This is a genomic window from Winogradskyella immobilis, from assembly GCF_021887715.1.
In the GTDB taxonomy this organism is placed as follows: domain Bacteria; phylum Bacteroidota; class Bacteroidia; order Flavobacteriales; family Flavobacteriaceae; genus Winogradskyella; species Winogradskyella immobilis.
Genome location: NZ_JAIQXX010000007.1, coordinates 126,132 through 144,432 on the forward strand (window position 1 = coordinate 126,132; position 18,301 = coordinate 144,432).

Annotated in this window: 23 protein-coding genes; 14 read left to right on the plus strand and 9 right to left on the minus strand. The window is 31.1% G+C overall.

The window, feature by feature from the left end:
- The first annotated feature begins 8 nt into the window (after positions 1-8).
- The 13 genes from mgtE (at position 9) to K8Z87_RS07390 (ending at position 7,994) form a co-directional block, all read left to right on the plus strand.
- Complete coding sequence (mgtE, locus tag K8Z87_RS07330; protein WP_227476841.1) at positions 9-1,382, plus strand: magnesium transporter; 1,374 nt, start codon at positions 9-11, stop codon at positions 1,380-1,382.
- Positions 1,383-1,394: 12 nt separating this feature from the next.
- Complete coding sequence (locus K8Z87_RS07335) at positions 1,395-1,766, plus strand: cupin domain-containing protein (RefSeq protein ID WP_227476842.1); 372 nt, start codon at positions 1,395-1,397, stop codon at positions 1,764-1,766.
- A 96-nt stretch (positions 1,767-1,862) separates the two neighbouring features.
- Complete coding sequence (locus K8Z87_RS07340) at positions 1,863-2,891, plus strand: 2-hydroxyacid dehydrogenase (protein WP_227476843.1); 1,029 nt, start codon at positions 1,863-1,865, stop codon at positions 2,889-2,891.
- 92 nt (positions 2,892-2,983) lie between these two features.
- Positions 2,984-3,400 carry a response regulator transcription factor gene (locus tag K8Z87_RS07345; RefSeq protein ID WP_227476844.1) on the plus strand — a complete coding sequence of 139 codons (417 nt, stop codon included), beginning with the start codon at positions 2,984-2,986 and terminating at the stop codon, positions 3,398-3,400.
- A gap of 102 nt (positions 3,401-3,502) precedes the next feature.
- Positions 3,503-4,012 carry a DUF4199 domain-containing protein gene (locus K8Z87_RS07350; RefSeq protein ID WP_227476845.1) on the plus strand — a complete coding sequence of 170 codons (510 nt, stop codon included), beginning with the start codon at positions 3,503-3,505 and terminating at the stop codon, positions 4,010-4,012.
- Positions 4,013-4,017: 5 nt separating this feature from the next.
- On the plus strand, positions 4,018-4,476 hold the full coding sequence (locus K8Z87_RS07355) for a DUF1801 domain-containing protein (protein ID WP_227476846.1): 459 nt from the start codon (positions 4,018-4,020) through the stop codon (positions 4,474-4,476).
- A gap of 35 nt (positions 4,477-4,511) precedes the next feature.
- Entirely contained in the window at positions 4,512-5,195 is a 684-nt protein-coding gene (locus K8Z87_RS07360) for a DUF2490 domain-containing protein (RefSeq protein ID WP_227476847.1), read from the plus strand.
- A gap of 18 nt (positions 5,196-5,213) precedes the next feature.
- Complete coding sequence (locus K8Z87_RS07365; protein ID WP_227476848.1) at positions 5,214-5,600, plus strand: VOC family protein; 387 nt, start codon at positions 5,214-5,216, stop codon at positions 5,598-5,600.
- Positions 5,601-5,649: 49 nt separating this feature from the next.
- Positions 5,650-6,081: a hypothetical protein gene (locus tag K8Z87_RS07370; protein WP_227476849.1), complete on the plus strand. Its 432-nt coding sequence runs from the start codon at positions 5,650-5,652 to the stop codon at positions 6,079-6,081.
- Between the two features lie 43 nt (positions 6,082-6,124).
- Positions 6,125-6,577, plus strand: a complete 453-nt coding sequence (locus tag K8Z87_RS07375) for an NINE protein (RefSeq protein WP_227476850.1) — start codon at positions 6,125-6,127, stop codon at positions 6,575-6,577.
- Between the two features lie 113 nt (positions 6,578-6,690).
- Positions 6,691-7,014 carry an ArsR/SmtB family transcription factor gene (locus K8Z87_RS07380; RefSeq protein WP_227476851.1) on the plus strand — a complete coding sequence of 108 codons (324 nt, stop codon included), beginning with the start codon at positions 6,691-6,693 and terminating at the stop codon, positions 7,012-7,014.
- Between the two features lie 17 nt (positions 7,015-7,031).
- Positions 7,032-7,520, plus strand: a complete 489-nt coding sequence (locus K8Z87_RS07385) for a DUF6428 family protein (protein ID WP_227476852.1) — start codon at positions 7,032-7,034, stop codon at positions 7,518-7,520.
- A gap of 45 nt (positions 7,521-7,565) precedes the next feature.
- Positions 7,566-7,994: an arsenate reductase ArsC gene (locus tag K8Z87_RS07390; protein WP_227476853.1), complete on the plus strand. Its 429-nt coding sequence runs from the start codon at positions 7,566-7,568 to the stop codon at positions 7,992-7,994.
- On the opposite strand, the gene K8Z87_RS07395 is transcribed toward K8Z87_RS07390, so the two are convergent.
- The 4 genes from K8Z87_RS07395 to K8Z87_RS07410 form a co-directional block, all read right to left on the minus strand.
- On the minus strand, positions 7,983-8,990 hold the full coding sequence (locus tag K8Z87_RS07395; RefSeq protein ID WP_227476854.1) for a carboxypeptidase-like regulatory domain-containing protein: 1,008 nt from the start codon (positions 8,988-8,990) through the stop codon (positions 7,983-7,985). The genes K8Z87_RS07390 and K8Z87_RS07395 overlap by 12 nt on opposite strands.
- Entirely contained in the window at positions 8,980-10,812 is a 1,833-nt protein-coding gene (locus K8Z87_RS07400; RefSeq protein WP_227476855.1) for a GNAT family N-acyltransferase, read from the minus strand. The genes K8Z87_RS07395 and K8Z87_RS07400 overlap by 11 nt, the downstream gene beginning before the upstream one ends.
- A 110-nt stretch (positions 10,813-10,922) precedes the next feature.
- Positions 10,923-12,173, minus strand: a complete 1,251-nt coding sequence (locus K8Z87_RS07405; protein ID WP_227476856.1) for an aspartate kinase — start codon at positions 12,171-12,173, stop codon at positions 10,923-10,925.
- A 42-nt stretch (positions 12,174-12,215) separates the two neighbouring features.
- On the minus strand, positions 12,216-12,716 hold the full coding sequence (locus K8Z87_RS07410; RefSeq protein WP_407704199.1) for a GNAT family N-acetyltransferase: 501 nt from the start codon (positions 12,714-12,716) through the stop codon (positions 12,216-12,218).
- Positions 12,717-12,822: 106 nt separating this feature from the next.
- On the opposite strand from K8Z87_RS07410, the gene fbp reads away from it, so the two are divergent.
- A complete protein-coding gene (gene fbp, locus K8Z87_RS07415; RefSeq protein ID WP_227476857.1) occupies positions 12,823-13,827 on the plus strand; it encodes a class 1 fructose-bisphosphatase in 1,005 nt (334 codons plus the stop codon).
- 114 nt (positions 13,828-13,941) lie between these two features.
- Here the strand turns inward: fbp and K8Z87_RS07420 are convergent, their stop codons facing one another.
- From K8Z87_RS07420 to K8Z87_RS07440, 5 genes are all read right to left on the minus strand, one after another.
- Positions 13,942-14,865 (minus strand): hypothetical protein, encoded by a 924-nt coding sequence (locus K8Z87_RS07420; protein WP_227476858.1) that lies wholly within the window; start codon positions 14,863-14,865, stop codon positions 13,942-13,944.
- A 223-nt stretch (positions 14,866-15,088) separates the two neighbouring features.
- Positions 15,089-15,688, minus strand: coding sequence for a DUF6705 family protein (locus tag K8Z87_RS07425; protein ID WP_227476859.1), 600 nt, complete (start codon positions 15,686-15,688; stop codon positions 15,089-15,091).
- Positions 15,689-15,704: 16 nt separating this feature from the next.
- Positions 15,705-16,505, minus strand: a complete 801-nt coding sequence (locus tag K8Z87_RS07430) for a hypothetical protein (RefSeq protein ID WP_227476860.1) — start codon at positions 16,503-16,505, stop codon at positions 15,705-15,707.
- Between the two features lie 614 nt (positions 16,506-17,119).
- Positions 17,120-17,380 (minus strand): hypothetical protein, encoded by a 261-nt coding sequence (locus K8Z87_RS07435; protein ID WP_227476861.1) that lies wholly within the window; start codon positions 17,378-17,380, stop codon positions 17,120-17,122.
- Between the two features lie 367 nt (positions 17,381-17,747).
- Entirely contained in the window at positions 17,748-18,179 is a 432-nt protein-coding gene (locus tag K8Z87_RS07440; protein WP_227476862.1) for a tellurite resistance TerB family protein, read from the minus strand.
- Positions 18,180-18,301 lie beyond the last annotated feature (122 nt).

The following is an 18,301-nucleotide window of genomic DNA, read 5'->3' on the forward strand; positions in this document are numbered from 1 at the left end:
TAAACTTTGTGGAAGAACTTCAAGACAACATACAATTTCAACTCACTGATGCCCTTATTGAAAAGGTAGAAATTCTTGTCGAGGATCAAAACGACAAAGAACTCAAAATCCTTTTAAATGAGTATCATCATGCTGATATTGCAGAAATTCTTGATGAATTAGACCTTGAAGATGCTGTTTATGTCATAAAACTTCTAGATTCTGAGTTAACCTCAGACATCTTAATGGAGTTAGATGAGGATGATAGAGAAGATATTCTTAAAAACCTTTCTGCAAAAGAAATTGCCGAAGAAGTAGAAGAACTAGACACTGATGATGCGGCAGATATCATTGCAGAACTTCCAGAAGAACGACAAGAAGCTGTCTTCTCTCAAATAGAAGACCAGGAGCATAAGGCAGAAATACAAGAACTTCTTACTTACGAGGATAATACCGCTGGTAGTCTTATGGCTAAAGAGCTTGTTAAAGTATACGAGACATGGACAGTTGCTGGTTGTCTTCGTCGTATTAGAGGACAAGCAAAAGAGGTAACTCGTGTCCACTCTATATATGTGGTAGATAAACAAGATAAGCTTATTGGCAGGTTGTCTCTAAAAGATTTAATTGTTGCTAAAAGCGATCAAAAAATCGCTGATATTGCTAAAGATAATGTGGATTTTGCACATGTTAATGACGATGATGAAGATGTTGCAAAAGTAATGACTAAATACGATTTGGAAGCTATTCCTGTAGTTGATGACAATCAAATTTTATTAGGTAGAATTACCATTGATGATATTGTCGATGTTTTAAAAGAAGAAGCAGAAAAAGATTATCAATTAGCTGCTGGTCTTACTGGCGATGTTGAAGCAGATGATAGTATTATAGAATTGACAAGAGCACGTTTACCATGGTTATTTTTAGGCTTAGTTGGTGGTGTCGGTGCTTTTATAATCATGTTTTACTTTGAAGAATATCTTCCTAAGCAAGCTGTAATTCTATTTCTATTCACTCCGTTAATTGCTGCAATGGCTGGTAATGTTGGTGTACAATCTAGCGCCATTATTGTACAAGGTTTAGCTAATGATGATGTAAAAGGCAGTATTAATAATCGCTTAATCAAGGAAATGCTTCTGGCAGCCCTAAATGGTATTATCTTATCCTTATTTCTCTTTTTATTTGTTTGGGGTTGGACTCAAGAATTTAATTTAGCATTAGCCATTTCTATATCTCTTATTGTTGTAATTATTGTTGCCGGACTCATAGGAACTTTTGTGCCTTTGTTTTTAGATAAAAGAGGTATTGATCCGGCGATAGCAACAGGACCTTTTATAACAACTAGTAATGATATTTTTGGTATTGTAATTTATTTATTGATTGCCAAATTAATTCTAGGTATTTAATTTAAAATCAACATGAAAGAAAAAGCAATAAATATAAAAGAAAAACACGGTTTATTTTCAAAGCAATGGCATCCACACCGTATTGCCACAGTAGATAATATGCAAGTGATACTCGCTAAAATTAAAGGTGAATTTGTTTGGCATAGTCATGATGATGAAGATGAACTTTTTCAAGTTGTAAAAGGCACATTATACATGCAATTTAGAGATAGAACAGAAGTAGTTAATGAAGGAGAATTAATTGTTGTGCCTAAAGGAGTTGAGCATAATCCGTCTACTAAAGATGGAGAAGAAGTACATTTATTATTGTTTGAAAAAATGGATACTGCGCATACTGGGAATGTTGAAGATGAAATGACACAAACGGAATATCCTTGGATATAATCTATTCCTGCGAAAGCAGGAATCCACTATATAGTTAATTTCAATTTAAAAAATAGATTCCTTCCCGATAGCTATCGGGATTCGTGGGAAGTTAGCATGAAAATACTACATCTAGATAAAAACCATCCATTACTCATAAATCAACTTAATGATTTGGGTTATACCAATCACGAAGATTATACATCTTCTAAAGAAGTTATTGAAGCTAAAATTTCTGAGTATGATGGCATAATTATTCGTAGTCGTTTTACTATAGATCAACAATTTTTAGATGCAGCAACAAACTTAAAATTTATAGGTCGTGTTGGTGCAGGATTAGAAAATATAGATGGTGATTATGCAGAGGAAAAAGGTGTTGCATTATTCAACGCACCAGAAGGAAATCGTAATGCAGTTGGTGAACATAGTCTAGCAATGTTACTTTCCTTATTTAATAAACTCAATAAAGCCGACAAAGAAGTAAGACAAGGTAAATGGCAACGAGAGGAAAATCGTGGTATAGAACTCGATGGCAAAACTGTTGGTCTTATAGGTTATGGCAATATGGGAAAAGCCTTTGCTAAAAAACTACGTGGTTTTGATGTTGAGGTACTTTGTTATGACATAAAACCTAATGTTGGTGATGCTAATTGTAAACAAGTTACACTTGAAGAATTACAAGAAAAATCCGATGTTTTAAGTTTGCACACGCCACAAACGGAGTTAACTTTAAATATGGTGAATACTAAATTTATCAATGGGTTTAAAAAACCCTTTTGGCTCATTAACACAGCGCGCGGAAAAAGTGTTGTGACAGAAGATTTAGTTAAAGCTATAGAATCTGGTAGAATCTTAGGCGCTGGACTTGATGTTCTTGAATACGAAAAAGCATCTTTTGAGAATTTGTTTAGAGCTACTTTAAAAGATGAAGGTCACCTCGAGCGCAGTCGAGAGGTGTCAAAAGGTCTCGACTGCGCTCGACCAGACAATGAACAAAATAGTTTACCTGATGCATTTCAATACTTAATTTCTTCTGAGAACGTGTTACTTTCACCTCATGTAGCAGGTTGGACATATGAAAGTAAAGAAAAATTAGCGCAAACTATTGTAGATAAAATCAAAACTTTTGTCATTCAGAAAGAGTGAGTTTATTACGAACGATTGAAGAATCTAAAAGAAAAAAGAGGCTTCGTTTCTTTGCATTTCGCTCTGAATGACAAACTTCGTATTTTTAAAACATGAAAAAAACCATTCTTGTTTTTTCATTACTTATCATTGCCTTGATTATTTTTTTTCAATTAAGTCAATACTCCATGGTTTCTGGTAATCTAAGAACCGAAATCGGTATTGCTCTTATTGCTATTGTGTTCTTTATTATTGGAGTTTATATTAATAAAAAAACGCTTCATAAATCCGTAAACACGAATTCTGAAATAGATTATAAAAAAATAGAACAACTCGATATTAGTAAACGCGAATATGAAGTACTTCAAAAAATTGCAGAAGGCTTATCTAACAAAGAAATTGCAGAACATTTATTTCTTTCAGAAAGCACCATAAAAACACATGTATCGAGTTTATTAGTAAAACTTAACGCCAAGCGCAGAACTCAAGCACTTCAAATTGCAAAAGAGATTCATATTATTAGAAATTAGTATTTTTAGACTAAAGTATGACGCAATTGGTACTTTAGTATGAGTCTTTAAAACCGCTTCATTATTAATTTTGAAGTCTATTAATCTTTAATTCTTTTTAAAATGAAAAACACAGTTTTAAAATATGGCCTTTATGGTTTACTAAGTGGATTTATACTATTTGGATTACCATTTATATTCGGAATGGGAGTAGATTTTGATTATGGCGAACTTTTTGGCTATACAGCAATGGTGCTCTCATTATTGTTTGTCTACTTTGGCATTAAACATTACAGAGGCAAGGTAAATAATGGTAAAGTAACGTTAGGTAAAGCTATAGGTATTGGCATGCTCATCGCATTATTTTCTGCTGCCGGAGTTGCAATTTTCGATTATATCTATACCACTCAAATAAACCCTGATTTTGCAACTGAATATTATGAGTATTCTGTAAAAAAAATGGAAACAACATTATCCTCTGAAGAACTAAAAATTAAAAGCGCTGAATTAAAGCAGCAAATGGATGATTATGGCGGATCTGGTTTTATGGCTTTCATTATGTTTATATCTGTGGTAATTATAGGGTTTATTATCTCATTAATTTCAGGCCTTATTCTTCAACGTAAAAATTAAGTATTATGCAATACAAAGCAGATTCTCCAGAAGATTATATCAGTCAGTTACCAGATGAGCGTCAGGCATCAATTAAAAAACTTAGAAAAGTTATTTTAAAAAACTTGCCAAAAGGGTTTGAAGAAGGTATGAATTATAATATGATAGGGTTTTATGTGCCACACTCTATATATCCTGCAGGTTATCATTGTGATACTAAACTGCCTTTACCATTTATAAATATTGCTTCCCAGAAAAACTTTGTTGCAGTTTATCATATGGGCATGTACGCAAAAAAAGAACTGTTAAATTGGTTTACAACAGAATACCCTAAACATTGTAAATACAAATTAGACATGGGAAAAAGCTGTGTGCGTTTCAAAAAGACAGAAGATATTCCTTATGAATTAATAGGGCAGCTGGTAGCAAAAATGTCTTCAGAAGAATGGGTTGATATTTATGAAAAAGCGATTAAGAAAAAATAAGTTCTTTATTTTAGCGGATATAAATCTATCCTTTTATGACTCATAAGATCGCTTTATTATTTATAAGTTTATGTATTACTACTAGTATAAGTTATTCTCAAGATCTAGCTGAAGATCAACTAGGTTCTTGGTATGTTTTTAGTGTTAATACAACATTAGATTCTAAGCTAAAATTAAATACACAAACGCAGTTTCGATATTACCAGTTTATAAAAGAATTACAGCAATTTAAATTTAGAGCAGGATTAGAGTATACATTCCATAAAAACTTTTCGGTTAGAGTCGGTTATGCTTATTTTGAAACTGACCCATCATTTATATCTAACCAGCCACCAAAGTTTATTGAACAACGCATATTTGAAGATCTCAATTTAACCCAAAACATAGGGTTTATAAATGTTCTTCATCGTTATCGTATAGAGCATCGTTTTTTTAATAGAGTTGATGGTAATGATACTGAACATTGGATTAGGTATCTGTTACAGTTAAAGATTCCTATAAACAGAAAATTAGTTGTAGATATCTTTGATGAAGTTTTTTTAAACACAGAAAGCCCTGTTTTTGCTCAAAATTGGCTAGGAGGTGGAATTACCTATAAAACAGATAAGAAAATAAATTTTAGAGTTGCGTATTTTAGAATCAATAGCCCTAATCAAAATTTTAATCGTTTAATATTTCAAACCACTTTAAATTTAGATTTCAAAAAACAACAACTTTAATACAAAAATTAAAAATAGATGAAAAAACGTGTTACAGGTATTGGAGGTTTATTTTTTAAAACAAAAGATCCAAAAGCAAGTAAAGATTGGTACAAAAAGCATTTAGGTTTTAATACAGACGATTATGGTTGTACGTTTTGGTGGAAAGACAAAGAAGGAAACGATTGCAGTACACAATGGAGTCCTTTTGCAAAAGACACCAAATACTATGAGCCTTCTAAAAAAGACTTTATGTTTAACTACAGAGTTGAAAATTTAAAGGAATTATTAGTGACTTTAAAAGAAGAAGGTGTCACAATAGTAGGAGACATGGAAGAATACGATTATGGCAAATTTGGTTGGATACTAGATAATGATGGTAATAAAATTGAACTTTGGGAGCCTATAGACAAAGCATTTTTGTAACAAAAATTAAAATCTTGCTACCTATATAATACACAATACTAATACAGAAATGATGACAGAAAAGCAGGAACATATTGAAGACGATATTTATGACAACTTAAATTCACCTAAACCAACTGAAGAAGATAAAACTGAAAAACTTAAAGCTGAGGCTAAAGAAGCTTTTGAAACTGTAAAAGAAAAAGCTTCAGAAATTGCTAACGATGCAGGAGAAAAGTTAGAGGAATTTGCTGATGTTGCTAAAGAAAATCTATCTGAAGCAAAAATTAAAGCAAAAGAATTAGCTAGTGAAGCTGGAGAGAAGTTTGAAGAATTTAAAGAAGATGCTAAAGAAGTTTTGGGTAAAGTGGCAGAAAAAGCTGATGCCTATTCAGAGGTAGCAAGCGAAAAACTAGAGCATTTTGCCGAAGATGCTAAAGAAACTTTAACAGAAGTCAATGAGAAAGCCAAAGGTTTCTTTAAACGTTTGTTTGGCAACTAATAAAAGTTTTCTGTAAATTTAAACACATTAATAATTCATAATTATGTCTGAAGAAAATAAAAATTTAAGCGACGATCTAAACGATATGATCGGAGATGTAAAAGAAAACGCTAAAAAAGCAGCTGATAAGGCTAGTGAATTAGCAGGAGAGGCAAAGGAAAAAGCTTCTGAATTTGCTGAAGAAGCCAAAGAAACAGCTTCTGAATTTGTAGATAGCGCTAAAGAAACCTTTGATAACGTTACAGGTGACAACAAAAAAGTATTAGCAGGAGTGCTAGGCATTTTATTTGGCTCTCTTGGTATACATAAATTTATATTAGGATATAATAAAGAAGGCATAATAATGCTTATTGCAACCGTTGTAGGATGGTTTTTATGTGGTATTCCTTCAATGATAATATATATTATAGGACTAATTGAAGGTATTATATATCTCACAAAATCAGACGAAGAATTCTACAACACGTATCAAGTTGGTAAAAAACCTTGGTTCTAACTATATAGAATTAAAAGCCTGAAAATTTAATTTAGGCTTTTTTTAAATAATACATAATCGCAATATTGCAATATTACTAAAATTGTTTTATCTTTACACCAAAGTAAACACTAATGGGCGCTTCAAAAAATAGTATTCATTCTAATTATTGTATCGAAGTCGCTGAAATTGCTAAAGTATTTTCGCACCCAGCTCGTGTAGCTATACTGCTTTATATTAGCAAAGAAGACACTTGTATTTGTAACGATATTGTTTCTGAAATTGGATTGTCTCAAGCAACCGTTTCTCAACATCTCGAAGTTATAAACAAGGCTGGCATCATCAGAGGGACTTTTAAAGGCAATAGTAAATGCTATGATATCAATATAGAACGCTTTAAAGACCTTCAAGTTTTACTAAATTCCTTTTTTGCTACAACAAAGGCTAATTGCTGTTAAACTAAACATTAAAAATCATGACTACAGAAAACTTATTAAATATTCTAAAAGATCATCAAGGAAAAACATTGTTGTTTGAATACCTTCCTAACCTTTATGTTGCAGGCAACTATCATATTACAGAGGTAAAACACATTGCTGTAGATTCTGTGGATTGTGGCGCCCAAGCAGATTCTTGGAACGAAACTATCATCCAGCTTTGGGAAAGCCCTTCTGAGTCACCTACTAAAAAACACATGTCTGCATACAAAGCATTGAGTATTCTTAAAAAAGTAGAACGCATGAAAGCTTACGATTTAGAGTCTGAAGTAAAGTTTGAATATAGCAATGCAAATTTTCATACGGCACAACTTTTTGTTAATGATTACATCATACAAGATGGTCATCTAATCTTTAAATTAGCCATTGAAAAAACGGACTGTAAAGCCAAAGAGCTTTGTGGTATTCCTGAAACTGTTGATGCAACGATACAAGCCTCTTGTGAACCTGGAAGCGGTTGTTGTTAACAAATTTCTGCAAAGGCAGAAATCTATTTAATTATTGAAATAAATATGAAAAAGAAGAATATACTCGTTTTATGTACAGGCAACTCTTGCCGTAGTCAAATGGCTCATGGTTATCTAAATCATTTTGCTGCAGATCAATTAAACGTTTATAGCGCAGGTATTGAAACACATGGTTTAAACCCTGGTGCTTTAGCAATTATGAAAGAAGATAATATCTCTATAGATCATCATACATCTAACCATGTTGATGAATATGACGATGTTGACTTTGATTTCATTGTTACGGTATGTGATCACGCTAATGAGAATTGTCCTTATATACCTAGTAAAAACGCTTTAAGATTGCATCACAATTTTTTTGATCCGTCTAAAGTTGAAGGTACAGACTCAGAAAAACATGCTGCTTTTTTAAAAGCTAGAAATGAGATTAAAAGCTATTTTAAAGATTTTGTTGCTGAAAATTTAGTTGGTTAAATCTAACCCATAATCTAAAGGCAATGAATCCGCTAAACGTTGTTTACCCATATTTCCTCCAAATAAGACATTTGGGATAGGGTTGTAGTTTCCGTATTTATCAACATTAAACTTATCCACAGATACTTGTATTACAGATTCTACGATATCATTATAGAAAATACCCAACCTGCTTTCTTTTAGGCTAACTGTTTTAGTGCCAAAATCATCAATAGTATCAGAAATTATAAAATAATCATACGGCTTAACTTTATAGCCTTCTTTGCCAAATATGTAGCCTTCTTCAGTGAGTTGCTTCTCATATAAGGCTCTCATAAAATGTTGTATCGATCCTTTATATGTCTTTGCTCTAGCATTGACAATTTTCTTTTTATTTTTATCATTTAGATCTTTATAGAATGATGTTCCTAAATACACTACAGATCTTGCATTAAAACTTCCTAACGTAATCTCAAAATCAATGATATCAAAACTTATTTCGTATTGTAGATTCTTGTTTCTTACTAATATCGGTGTATTAGACCATGCTGTTATAACGCCTTCGCGTTTATTAAATCTAAGTTTAATATCTTTTTCATTTAAAATTTTACACGATTTAGCATTCTCTGATTTCCCTAAAAATTCATTTCTAAACCATCTCAATTTTATTTCTCTAGACATGCCATCATCTGTGTCAATGACAACAGCGTCTAATTGATTAACCGATTCTTTTAGCTCTATATTTAGTTCTGATTGATTTCTATAATTTGATATTAAAACTTTTTCGTAACCTAAATAAGAAATCACTAAAACCGATTGCACAGCTTCTGTATAATCTATAGAAAATTCTCCACTCTCATTTGTTGTCGTTCCTATTGTGGTATTATCAAAATAAACGGAAACCGTTTCTAATGGTTCTTTAGTCGTTGCATCAACAACTTTACCTGTAAGTGTTTGAGCAAATACAAAACTAACACTGCATAAAAAAAACAAAAATGTAAGCTTATTACTTATCATTGGGTTCCATAAATTTACGCTCTAACTCTGCTTGGAATTCTTCCATTACAGGTCGTACTGTGCTTTCCGGCAAGTCTGCAATTTTTATATACATCAACCCATCTACGGCATTATTAAATAATGGATCTACATTAAATGCTACTAATTTTGCATTTTGCTTTATATACTTTTTAAGTAAAACAGGTAAACGCAATGCTCCTGGTTCTACCTCATCAATAATCTTATCAAACTTGTTTAAGTCGGCCTCAGTAGAATCAAACACAAAATCTTTATCTGCATCTTTAAGTTTTACTTTGAACTCCTTTTTAGGATGAACATATTGTGCCACATACGGATCGTAATAATGTGATTTCATAAACTCAATCATTAAACTTTTAGAAAAGTTTGAAAACTGATTACTTATACTAACTCCTCCGATTAAAAATTTATGCTCTGGATAACGTAATGTTGTATGGACAATGCCTTTCCATAATAAAAATAAAGGCATTGGCTTTTGTTGGTATTCTTTAATGATAAATGCACGGCCTAATTCTATAGATTCGCTCATCATTTTATGCAACTCGGGCTCAAAACGAAATAAATCTTGCAAATAAAATCCATCAATACCGAAACGCTCAAAAATTTTAGATCCTAAACCCATTCTATAAGCACCTGCTAATACTTTCTTTTCGTCATCCCACAAAAACATATGATGGTAATACGTATCAAAAGTATCTAAATCTATGGCCTCGTTTGTACCTTCACCTACTTCTCTAAATGTAATTTCTCTTAGCCTTCCAATCTCTCTTAAAATATTTGGAATATTTTCAGCTGCCGCTAAATAGACCTCGTAATTTTTACTTTTAAGCAACCGACCATCTTTCTCCTTTAAAAGGTCAATTTCTTCAATCATAAGGTGCGAATCTACGGGAGTTACTATCCGTTTTGGCGGTGCTTTTGGTGCTTTTAAAGTCGATTGAATGTTATCTAAAATCTTAAGTTTATCTTCAAAAGCATTAGATAGCATATAGGTTTTCTTTCTTAAAAATTCCGAAAAATCTGCTAGGTTTTGATGGCTTTGTTGATCTTTTACTGAAATTGGTCGTCCTACTCTTACTTTTATAATTCGTCGTTTCTGTGTTAAAAGCTCTGAAGGTAATTTAGCCGTTCTAAGTGTGTCGCTAATTTTTGAAAGCCTATAAAATAATCGACTGTTTTTTGCATGAAAATAAATAGGTACTACTGGTACTTCTGCTTTTTGTATCAATTTCATTGCAGCTTCTTCCCACTCTTTATCTACAACTAGTTTTCCGTCTCTATATGTAGAGACTTCTCCTGCCGGAAAAACACCAAGTGGATGACCATCTCTTAAATGCATAATGGCATTTTTAAATCCTCTTATACTACTAGCGACGTCTTTTCTGTCTTCAAAAGGATTAACTGGCATTATATAAGGTTTCAATGGCTCTATTCTATGCAATAAAAAGTTAGCAATAATCTTAAAATCGTTACGCTGCTCTAGCATTAATTTTAATAACAAAATACCATCAATTCCTCCTAACGGATGATTAGAAATTGTAATGTATGGCCCTTCTTTAGGAAGGCGCTTTAAATCCTCGTCTGGAATTTCAAACTTAATCTGAAACTCATCTAAAATACCATCTAAAAATTCTAATTTTTCTAAATGCTTATTACGGTTATAGATTCTATTTAAGGTAGAAATTTTTAAGATTTTCATCAATATCCAACCTGCAAAAGTACCTAGAAATCCATACTTGTCCGCATTGATTGCTTTAGCAACTTCTTTAGCACTTACTAATCCTGAATGAGATGATTTAGACATAAAACAAATGTAATGAATGTTTGCTCGATAATCGAGGTTTAAATAGTTCTATACTTGCTTCGAAACGTTTCTTTTCCTTTAGATATTTCATGAGTTTTTCAAAAAGATAATCACTTTGTTACCATCTGTACAGTCTCTTGAGTTAATTGTTTTAACAACACTGTTTTATCAGTTTCTAACATTTTAATGGCATTTTCATCATAATGCCTTATAGTATATAGATTAACATTATTGACACATGTTACTTTAAATTTTGCCTTTAAGTGCTGCAACAATTTTTCGAGGTTATTGTATATATTATCTACGCAAACTGAAAAACTAATTGCTGAATTTTGAATGACATCTACTTTCATTTTATAAAAATGTAAAAGTCTAAAAATTTCACTAATATTTTCTTCTACGATGTATGAAAAGTCTAAAGAGGATAATGCAATTAAAGTTTGGTTCTTTTTTACAATAAAACAAGGAATTTCTGGATCTAATGACTTCCCTTTTTTAACACAGGTGCCGTTACCTTCTGGGTCTAAAAATGATTTCACATATAATGGAATCTCTTTTTGTTGTAATGGCTGTAATGTTTTAGGATGAATAACTGAAGCTCCATAAAATGCCAATTCAATAGCTTCTCTATATGAGATTTGATTGAGCAACTGCGCGTGCTTAAAGTGCCGTGGATCTGCATTTAAAACTCCTGGAACATCTTTCCAAATTGTAACGTTATTTGCATTTAAACAATAGGCAAAAATTGCAGCCGTATAATCACTACCTTCTCTACCTAAAGTGGTTGTAAAATTATTAGCATCACTAGCTATAAATCCTTGAGTAATATTTAAAACAGATCTATTAAGATTAGAATTTATATTATTTTGTGTAGTCTCCCAATCTACATTTGCTGTTCTGTAGTAATTATCTGTTTTAATATATTCTCTTACATCTAACCATTGATTATCTAAACCTATCTCCTTTAAATAATGGCTAATAATAGTCGTTGACACTAACTCACCAAAACCAATAGTTTGATCGTAGACAAAGCTATAATCTGGCGATTTATTGGTTTTAAAAAAGTGTGCGAACTCATTAAATAAAAATTTTACGCGTTCAAAAACTTGATGCCTATCATTATCAAAAAGGTTCTTTAATATCTGATTATGAAAATCTATGACATCTTGTAGAGCATCATTTAATTGATTTTTGTCTTCAAAATAAGTTTTAATAACAGATTCAATAGCATTAGTCGTTTTTCCCATTGCTGAGATAATAACGAGTGTGTCTTTATAACCTGTTTTTTTTAAAACGGTTGCTAAATTTTTAACCCCATTTGCATCTTTTACCGATGCTCCACCAAATTTAAAAACTCTCATATTTATTTCCTGCAAATCCCGATAGCTATCAGGAGAAGTCCTTTAATTAATACTACTTATATAATTTTTAATTCCTGCTTCATCTAATTGAACAACATCCCAATCGCGCATTACATTTGCACCTTTTTTTTCATAAAATGTAATTGCGGACTCGTTCCAATCTAAGACTTCCCAACATATACGTTTTACACCTATACTATGGCCGTATTTAACCACTTCATTTAATAATAATGTCCCTAAACCATGTCCTCTAAAAGTTTCATTCACTATTAAATCTTCTAAATGAATTACAGGACCTTTCCATGTAGAATAGCGTGGATATACTAAAGCCAAACCTTCAACATTGTTATCTACTTCTATAACAAAACAAGTAAATTTCGGTTGTTCGCCAAAGCCATCTCGTATTAAATCTTCTATTGTAATTTCTACAGCATCAGGTTCTTTCTCATAATCTGCTAATGCCTGTATTAATTCTAAAACTCTTGGCATATCTGCCTCAGTAGCATGTCTTGGTTGTTCCATATGTGTGAATAAAGTGTGCATCAAATATAACAGAAACTAAGCTTACATTTCAATTTATTTTCCAAACGAAAACGTTTTAGTTGATTAAAAAATCCGATATTTGTGTTCATAAATTAAACACTACTCCATGTCTAGAAGAAATAAAACTTTAGGTGAATTTATTATTGAAAATCAATCGTCTTTTAAGTACACTTCTGGAGAACTTTCTCGTCTTATCAATTCTATTCGTTTAGCTGCAAAAGTGGTCAATCATGAAGTTAATAAAGCAGGTTTAGTTGATATTATTGGAGCTGCTGGCGACACCAATATACAAGGTGAAGATCAGCAAAAACTAGATGTTTATGCTAATGATAAGTTTATTCAAACATTAACCAATAGAAATATTGTTTGTGGTATTGCTAGTGAGGAAGAAGATGATTTTATTGCTATTAATAGCCAGGATGAAAACAACCAAAATAAATATGTGGTTTTAATTGATCCGCTAGATGGGTCTTCTAACATTGATGTTAATGTTTCTGTAGGTACTATTTTTTCTATTTATAGACGTATTACTCCTGTAGGGACTCCGGTTACTATAGACGATTTTTTACAAAAAGGAAATCAACAAGTTGCTGCTGGTTATGTCGTTTATGGAACATCAACAATGTTAGTGTATACAACTGGCCATGGTGTTAATGGGTTTACATTAAACCCAGCTATTGGTACTTTCTATTTATCTCATCCTGATATGGAATTCCCTAAAGATGGCAATATCTATTCAGTTAATGAAGGTAATTATACCCATTTTCCAAAAGGCATAAAAGATTACATAAAGTATTGTCAAATGGAAGAAGGAGATCGTCCATACACTTCACGTTATATTGGGTCTTTAGTTTCAGATTTTCATAGAAACATGATTAAAGGCGGTATTTATATGTATCCTAAAAGTTCTAAAAATGCAAAAGGGAAACTTCGCTTATTGTATGAGTGTAATCCTATGGCATTTTTAGCTGAACAAGCTCATGGAAAAGCTAGCGATGGTTTTACACGTATTATGGATATAGAACCTACTGAATTACATGAGCGTGTACCGTTTATATGCGGCAGTAAAAATATGGTAGAAAAGGCCGAAGAATTTATGCGTAACGCATAAAATGATTGAAGAGTAGTAATAATTTATATTTCAAGGCCTAGCAATTGTTTTCGTTACACGGCTTAAAAATAGAATTCTTGATTAGGAGTTATTTATTATAAGCTGAATGCTAACTTATTTTTTTGTGTTGTAACTTTCGTAGAAGTATCTATAAAAAGAAATAACCTCATTAGTTTCTTTTCTAATAGATTTTACTTCAATAGGCATATTATATTTGTTGTATTTATAAGAAATTAAACTTGTTATATTTTCTGAATTAAAAATTTCTTGCTCTATCAAAAAATTTGACTCATAATAATATTTCTCTCCGTAAAAACGATCCGTACTCCCGTTCTCATCTATAAGCTCAACTTTATAAAATATCTTTTCTCCTTTAGGATTATATTTATTTATAATTCTAGTTTCTAACGTTTTTTCATCATCTTTATAATGCAGTTCAATTTCTTGTTCTTTATAATTCTTCTTGTATATAATAATATTTTCTTGTTCTAAAAAAGGATTTTCAGGATGATACAAATCATAAATTTCAATTTTAGATAATCTTGAAGACGCATCATAAAAATGAAGATGGCTTCTAAACAATCTACCACTATTGTTGTAATATATTATTTCTTTGATTTGAGAACTTACATAATAATTTTTCTTATAAATAGGTATTATCTTTCCATTTCTTGTTTCTCTATTTTTTTGAATTTCTCTTCCTAAACTATCAGTTATAATAGGATAAGTTTTATGTTCTAAATCTTTTAACACTTTGCTTAAAAACTGAATATTTATTAGTGAACTATCCTTTATAGAATTATTCTTTTTAATATTATAAGAATAAACATTCACCTTATTAAAAATTAAGGTATCAAGATTTTTGGGGTTGATAACATCTGCCATTTTAAAGTATGCATCATCCGTTTTATACCTATCATAATATAAACGATGTATTTTATTTATGCTCTTGCATCCAACCAATAGAAGTATTGTAAATAAATAAAAGTAGATTATTGAAACATGAATTATTGCTTTCTTAAAATAGTTGTTCTTCATAACATTTATATATTATGTATATGATTTAGTTTTTAAATGTTTTCTTAAAACATGTTCTATAAATTATAGTTAAGGTAGTTTTGCTATAGCATTGACTATAATTATAAATGTAGAAAACAAAAATGAAGTTAATTATTTGTAACAAAATACCACATAGTCAAAAGCAGTAAAATACTAACTAAATGTAGTTTTTTACTGCTTTTCTCTTTTTAATTAAAGCCTTTTATTCCTTTACCATAGTATATTCACCATTAGGAACTCGTAATTCCTTTGGTGAGCCTTCATGTGGTAATATAATCCCATGAGTAGTAGCTATAGTTGCCGTTATTTGATTAAAATTTATATACCTTAAAACTATGACATGAGTTGTAAGATATGCCCTTAATGGGTCAGCAATGACAAGTTCTATTCGTCTTTCACTTTCATTACAATCTAAACACACAGGTTTAGCATTATTTCTAGTTATGATATTTCCAACAATATTACGGTCATAAGCATCAATAATATTATTATTTAGTGAAGGTATTGTATTAATTATTTCAGTACCATTTTCTACATAACGATATTCTCCAATTAAAAGATCTTCGTAATTATCACCATCAAAATATTGCACTACTTTTCGTAAAACTATTCTAAATGATCTATTTCCTGTATTGAATTCCCATGTACCTACAAATCTACCTAGATCATTATTGATGTCTTTATAATACGCACCATCCGGTGTTTCAGAAGGTGTGGCATCTATATTTACTACTGGTGATTGTGCCCTACAAGATAGAGTCAATATTATAAAAGTTAATAATAATAATAATATATTTTTCATAATTGTGTTTTTTAGTTTATCGACAAGGTTGTGTTTCATTTACAGAATTCTCATCTGCAGATAAAGATAATTTATTCCATTTAATATTATTTACATCTTCAGCGTCCATCTTAAATAAGGACAATCCAACGTCATGGTTATTGCTACTTATAAATTTTAAAAAAGTCTTTTCATAATTTAAAGCTGAAATATCAGGATTATTCCCTCTTGTCAAAGCTTCATATTCTCTTTTAAGCTCTTTATTAAATTTCCTTCTCTCTTTTCTATTGCTTAAAATATTATTTAAATTTTCAAATTTCGCCGAATTTTCAATTTTTAGAGCATAAGTATGAACAATACCAAAAATATTAACTGATAAAACAACTGTGAATATTTCATCTCCACTATTAGCAAAATTCGCAAGGTTTTGCGAATAATTATTTCTAATCGTAACTAATGAAAGAAAATCATCTGCAGAGAACATAGGGTGTTCGTATTGATTTTGACCAAGAGGGTCTGAGTTAGTATTCTTTTGATGAGAATGAATAATACCAAACACTCGTCCATCTCTAGGTGGATAAACATGATTATCAGCACTAGCCTCTAAATCCTTTGCCAAAGGACCATGACCCACTGGCGGTTGGCTAAAACTACCAGAATTAATTAAAGCGTATCCATTTTCAAATGAAGAAACTATCTCATTTGGCATATTCAATAGCGCCTCTCTTATATTTTTATTCTCTCCATTTTCACCAGGAATATCAGAGTGTTGATTATTTGGATCTTTTGGAGTTAATAATTTTTTAAGTTCTTCACAATTACCCTCATCATTCGACATTATTGGAGTAGTTAGTCCTTCCGCACAACCTCCTTCGTCTACAAGAAAAGATGTAGACGACGGTATTTCTTCACACTCATGAGGCTCATTGTTAGAACCATCACCAGGTGTACCGCCACTACTTGTGTTATCTGGATTTTCTTCATCATAAGGATTATCATAAGGATTATAGCCATCACCATCACCTCCAGTATTACTATCTCCAACACATATGGTTTCAACTGTAACAACAGGCTCAGTGATTGGAAGACCCTCTTCATCAAAACACTGTGGATGTTCTTCATCAGGTTTATCTCCTACTAAATCACAAGCAACTTTGTATGTGGTTGTAATAATGTCAAAACAAGTCTCTCCTCTTCTCCCTACATAATTTAAATTCGGATTAACTAATTTTGTTAAGCGTGTTTCTCTAATATGGTATTTTAGAGTCCGTTGTGTTAGTGTATTTACCGCAACATCAGTTCTATATTCAACAAGGTAAGTTCTTTCTACTCCATTAGGTGATAATGAAATGAATATATTACTAACTACATTAGGTTCTGTATTTGAAATAATGGGGAATGTATATGAGCTATAACTGTTATCATAAACAATTTTTGCGACTTTAGATGAATCTATATTGAACTTATTATCACCTCTGTCTCTCTCGATAAGGTATTATCGCTAATAGCTAAAATATTCATCGATTTGTTCAGTAAATCTAGATTCTGAGATTTGTCTTCGGCGAACTCTTTAAAAGAAATCAAATTAAACTTTGTTTTATTTTCATTAATTTCTTCTATGAAAGATTCATCTTTTTGACATCCATAAATGATTAACAAAGCTCCAAAAAGTAGAATTATACCTCTTGGATAATTTTTAAAATAGTTTCTCATAAGCTAATTGATTTAAATGGTTAATAACTCAAAATTATGTTGTTGATATGCATAACCCAATAGATAATGAGTAAACAAGGTCTTTTAATTAGTAAACAGTATCTTAAGGTTAGTGATCTTTTTAAAGTTATAACAATAAAGTATGCCATACTATACGTAAAACTACGTATGACAGGTTGTCAAAACCTCGACATAAAACAATATTGCATCGACAAAGTGTTGAAAATTAAAAGAACATTAAATCTGTTAATTTTTAAAGATTCTAGAAACAACTTCTTTAACCCAAAATATTTATAAATACAACGCATAAAAAAAGCGACGAGCTTTCGCTGTCGCTTTACTATATTAAATGAATAATAGATATTCTCTATTGATTCATATTTTTCATTTCATCCGTAAAGGCTTCTAAATCTAATTTATCATGTGCTAATGTCAATGCTTTATCCGCAATGTATTTTACATTTTTTACATTAAACCCAATCCCTACACAAAGTTTCTCTAATAAGCGAAGTTGTTTAGGACCTTCAATATCATCAGCCCAAACCATACGTGCTAAATCGTATAAACGTTCTATACGTGTATTGTAAGACAATGGTGCATTTAAAGGATGTGTTTTATAATTTTTTAAAATCTGCTTGTATTCAATCTCTGTAATATCTAATCGTGTAGCTAAGCGATCTAAAAATGCTTTCTCTTCTTCTGCAATAACATTATCGCTCATTGCTATTTTTACAATCGCTGCAAAATGATCTTCGTTTCGTTTTTTAAATCCGCTTTCAAATAATTCTGAAAATGACATATCTATAATTTTTAGTGGTGCAAAGATATATCTAATAATAGATTATTTCAATTAATAAGCCCTCAAAAATTTTATATTTGCAATCCAATATTTTGCTTTTGAGTAACGTACAGAAGAAAAAG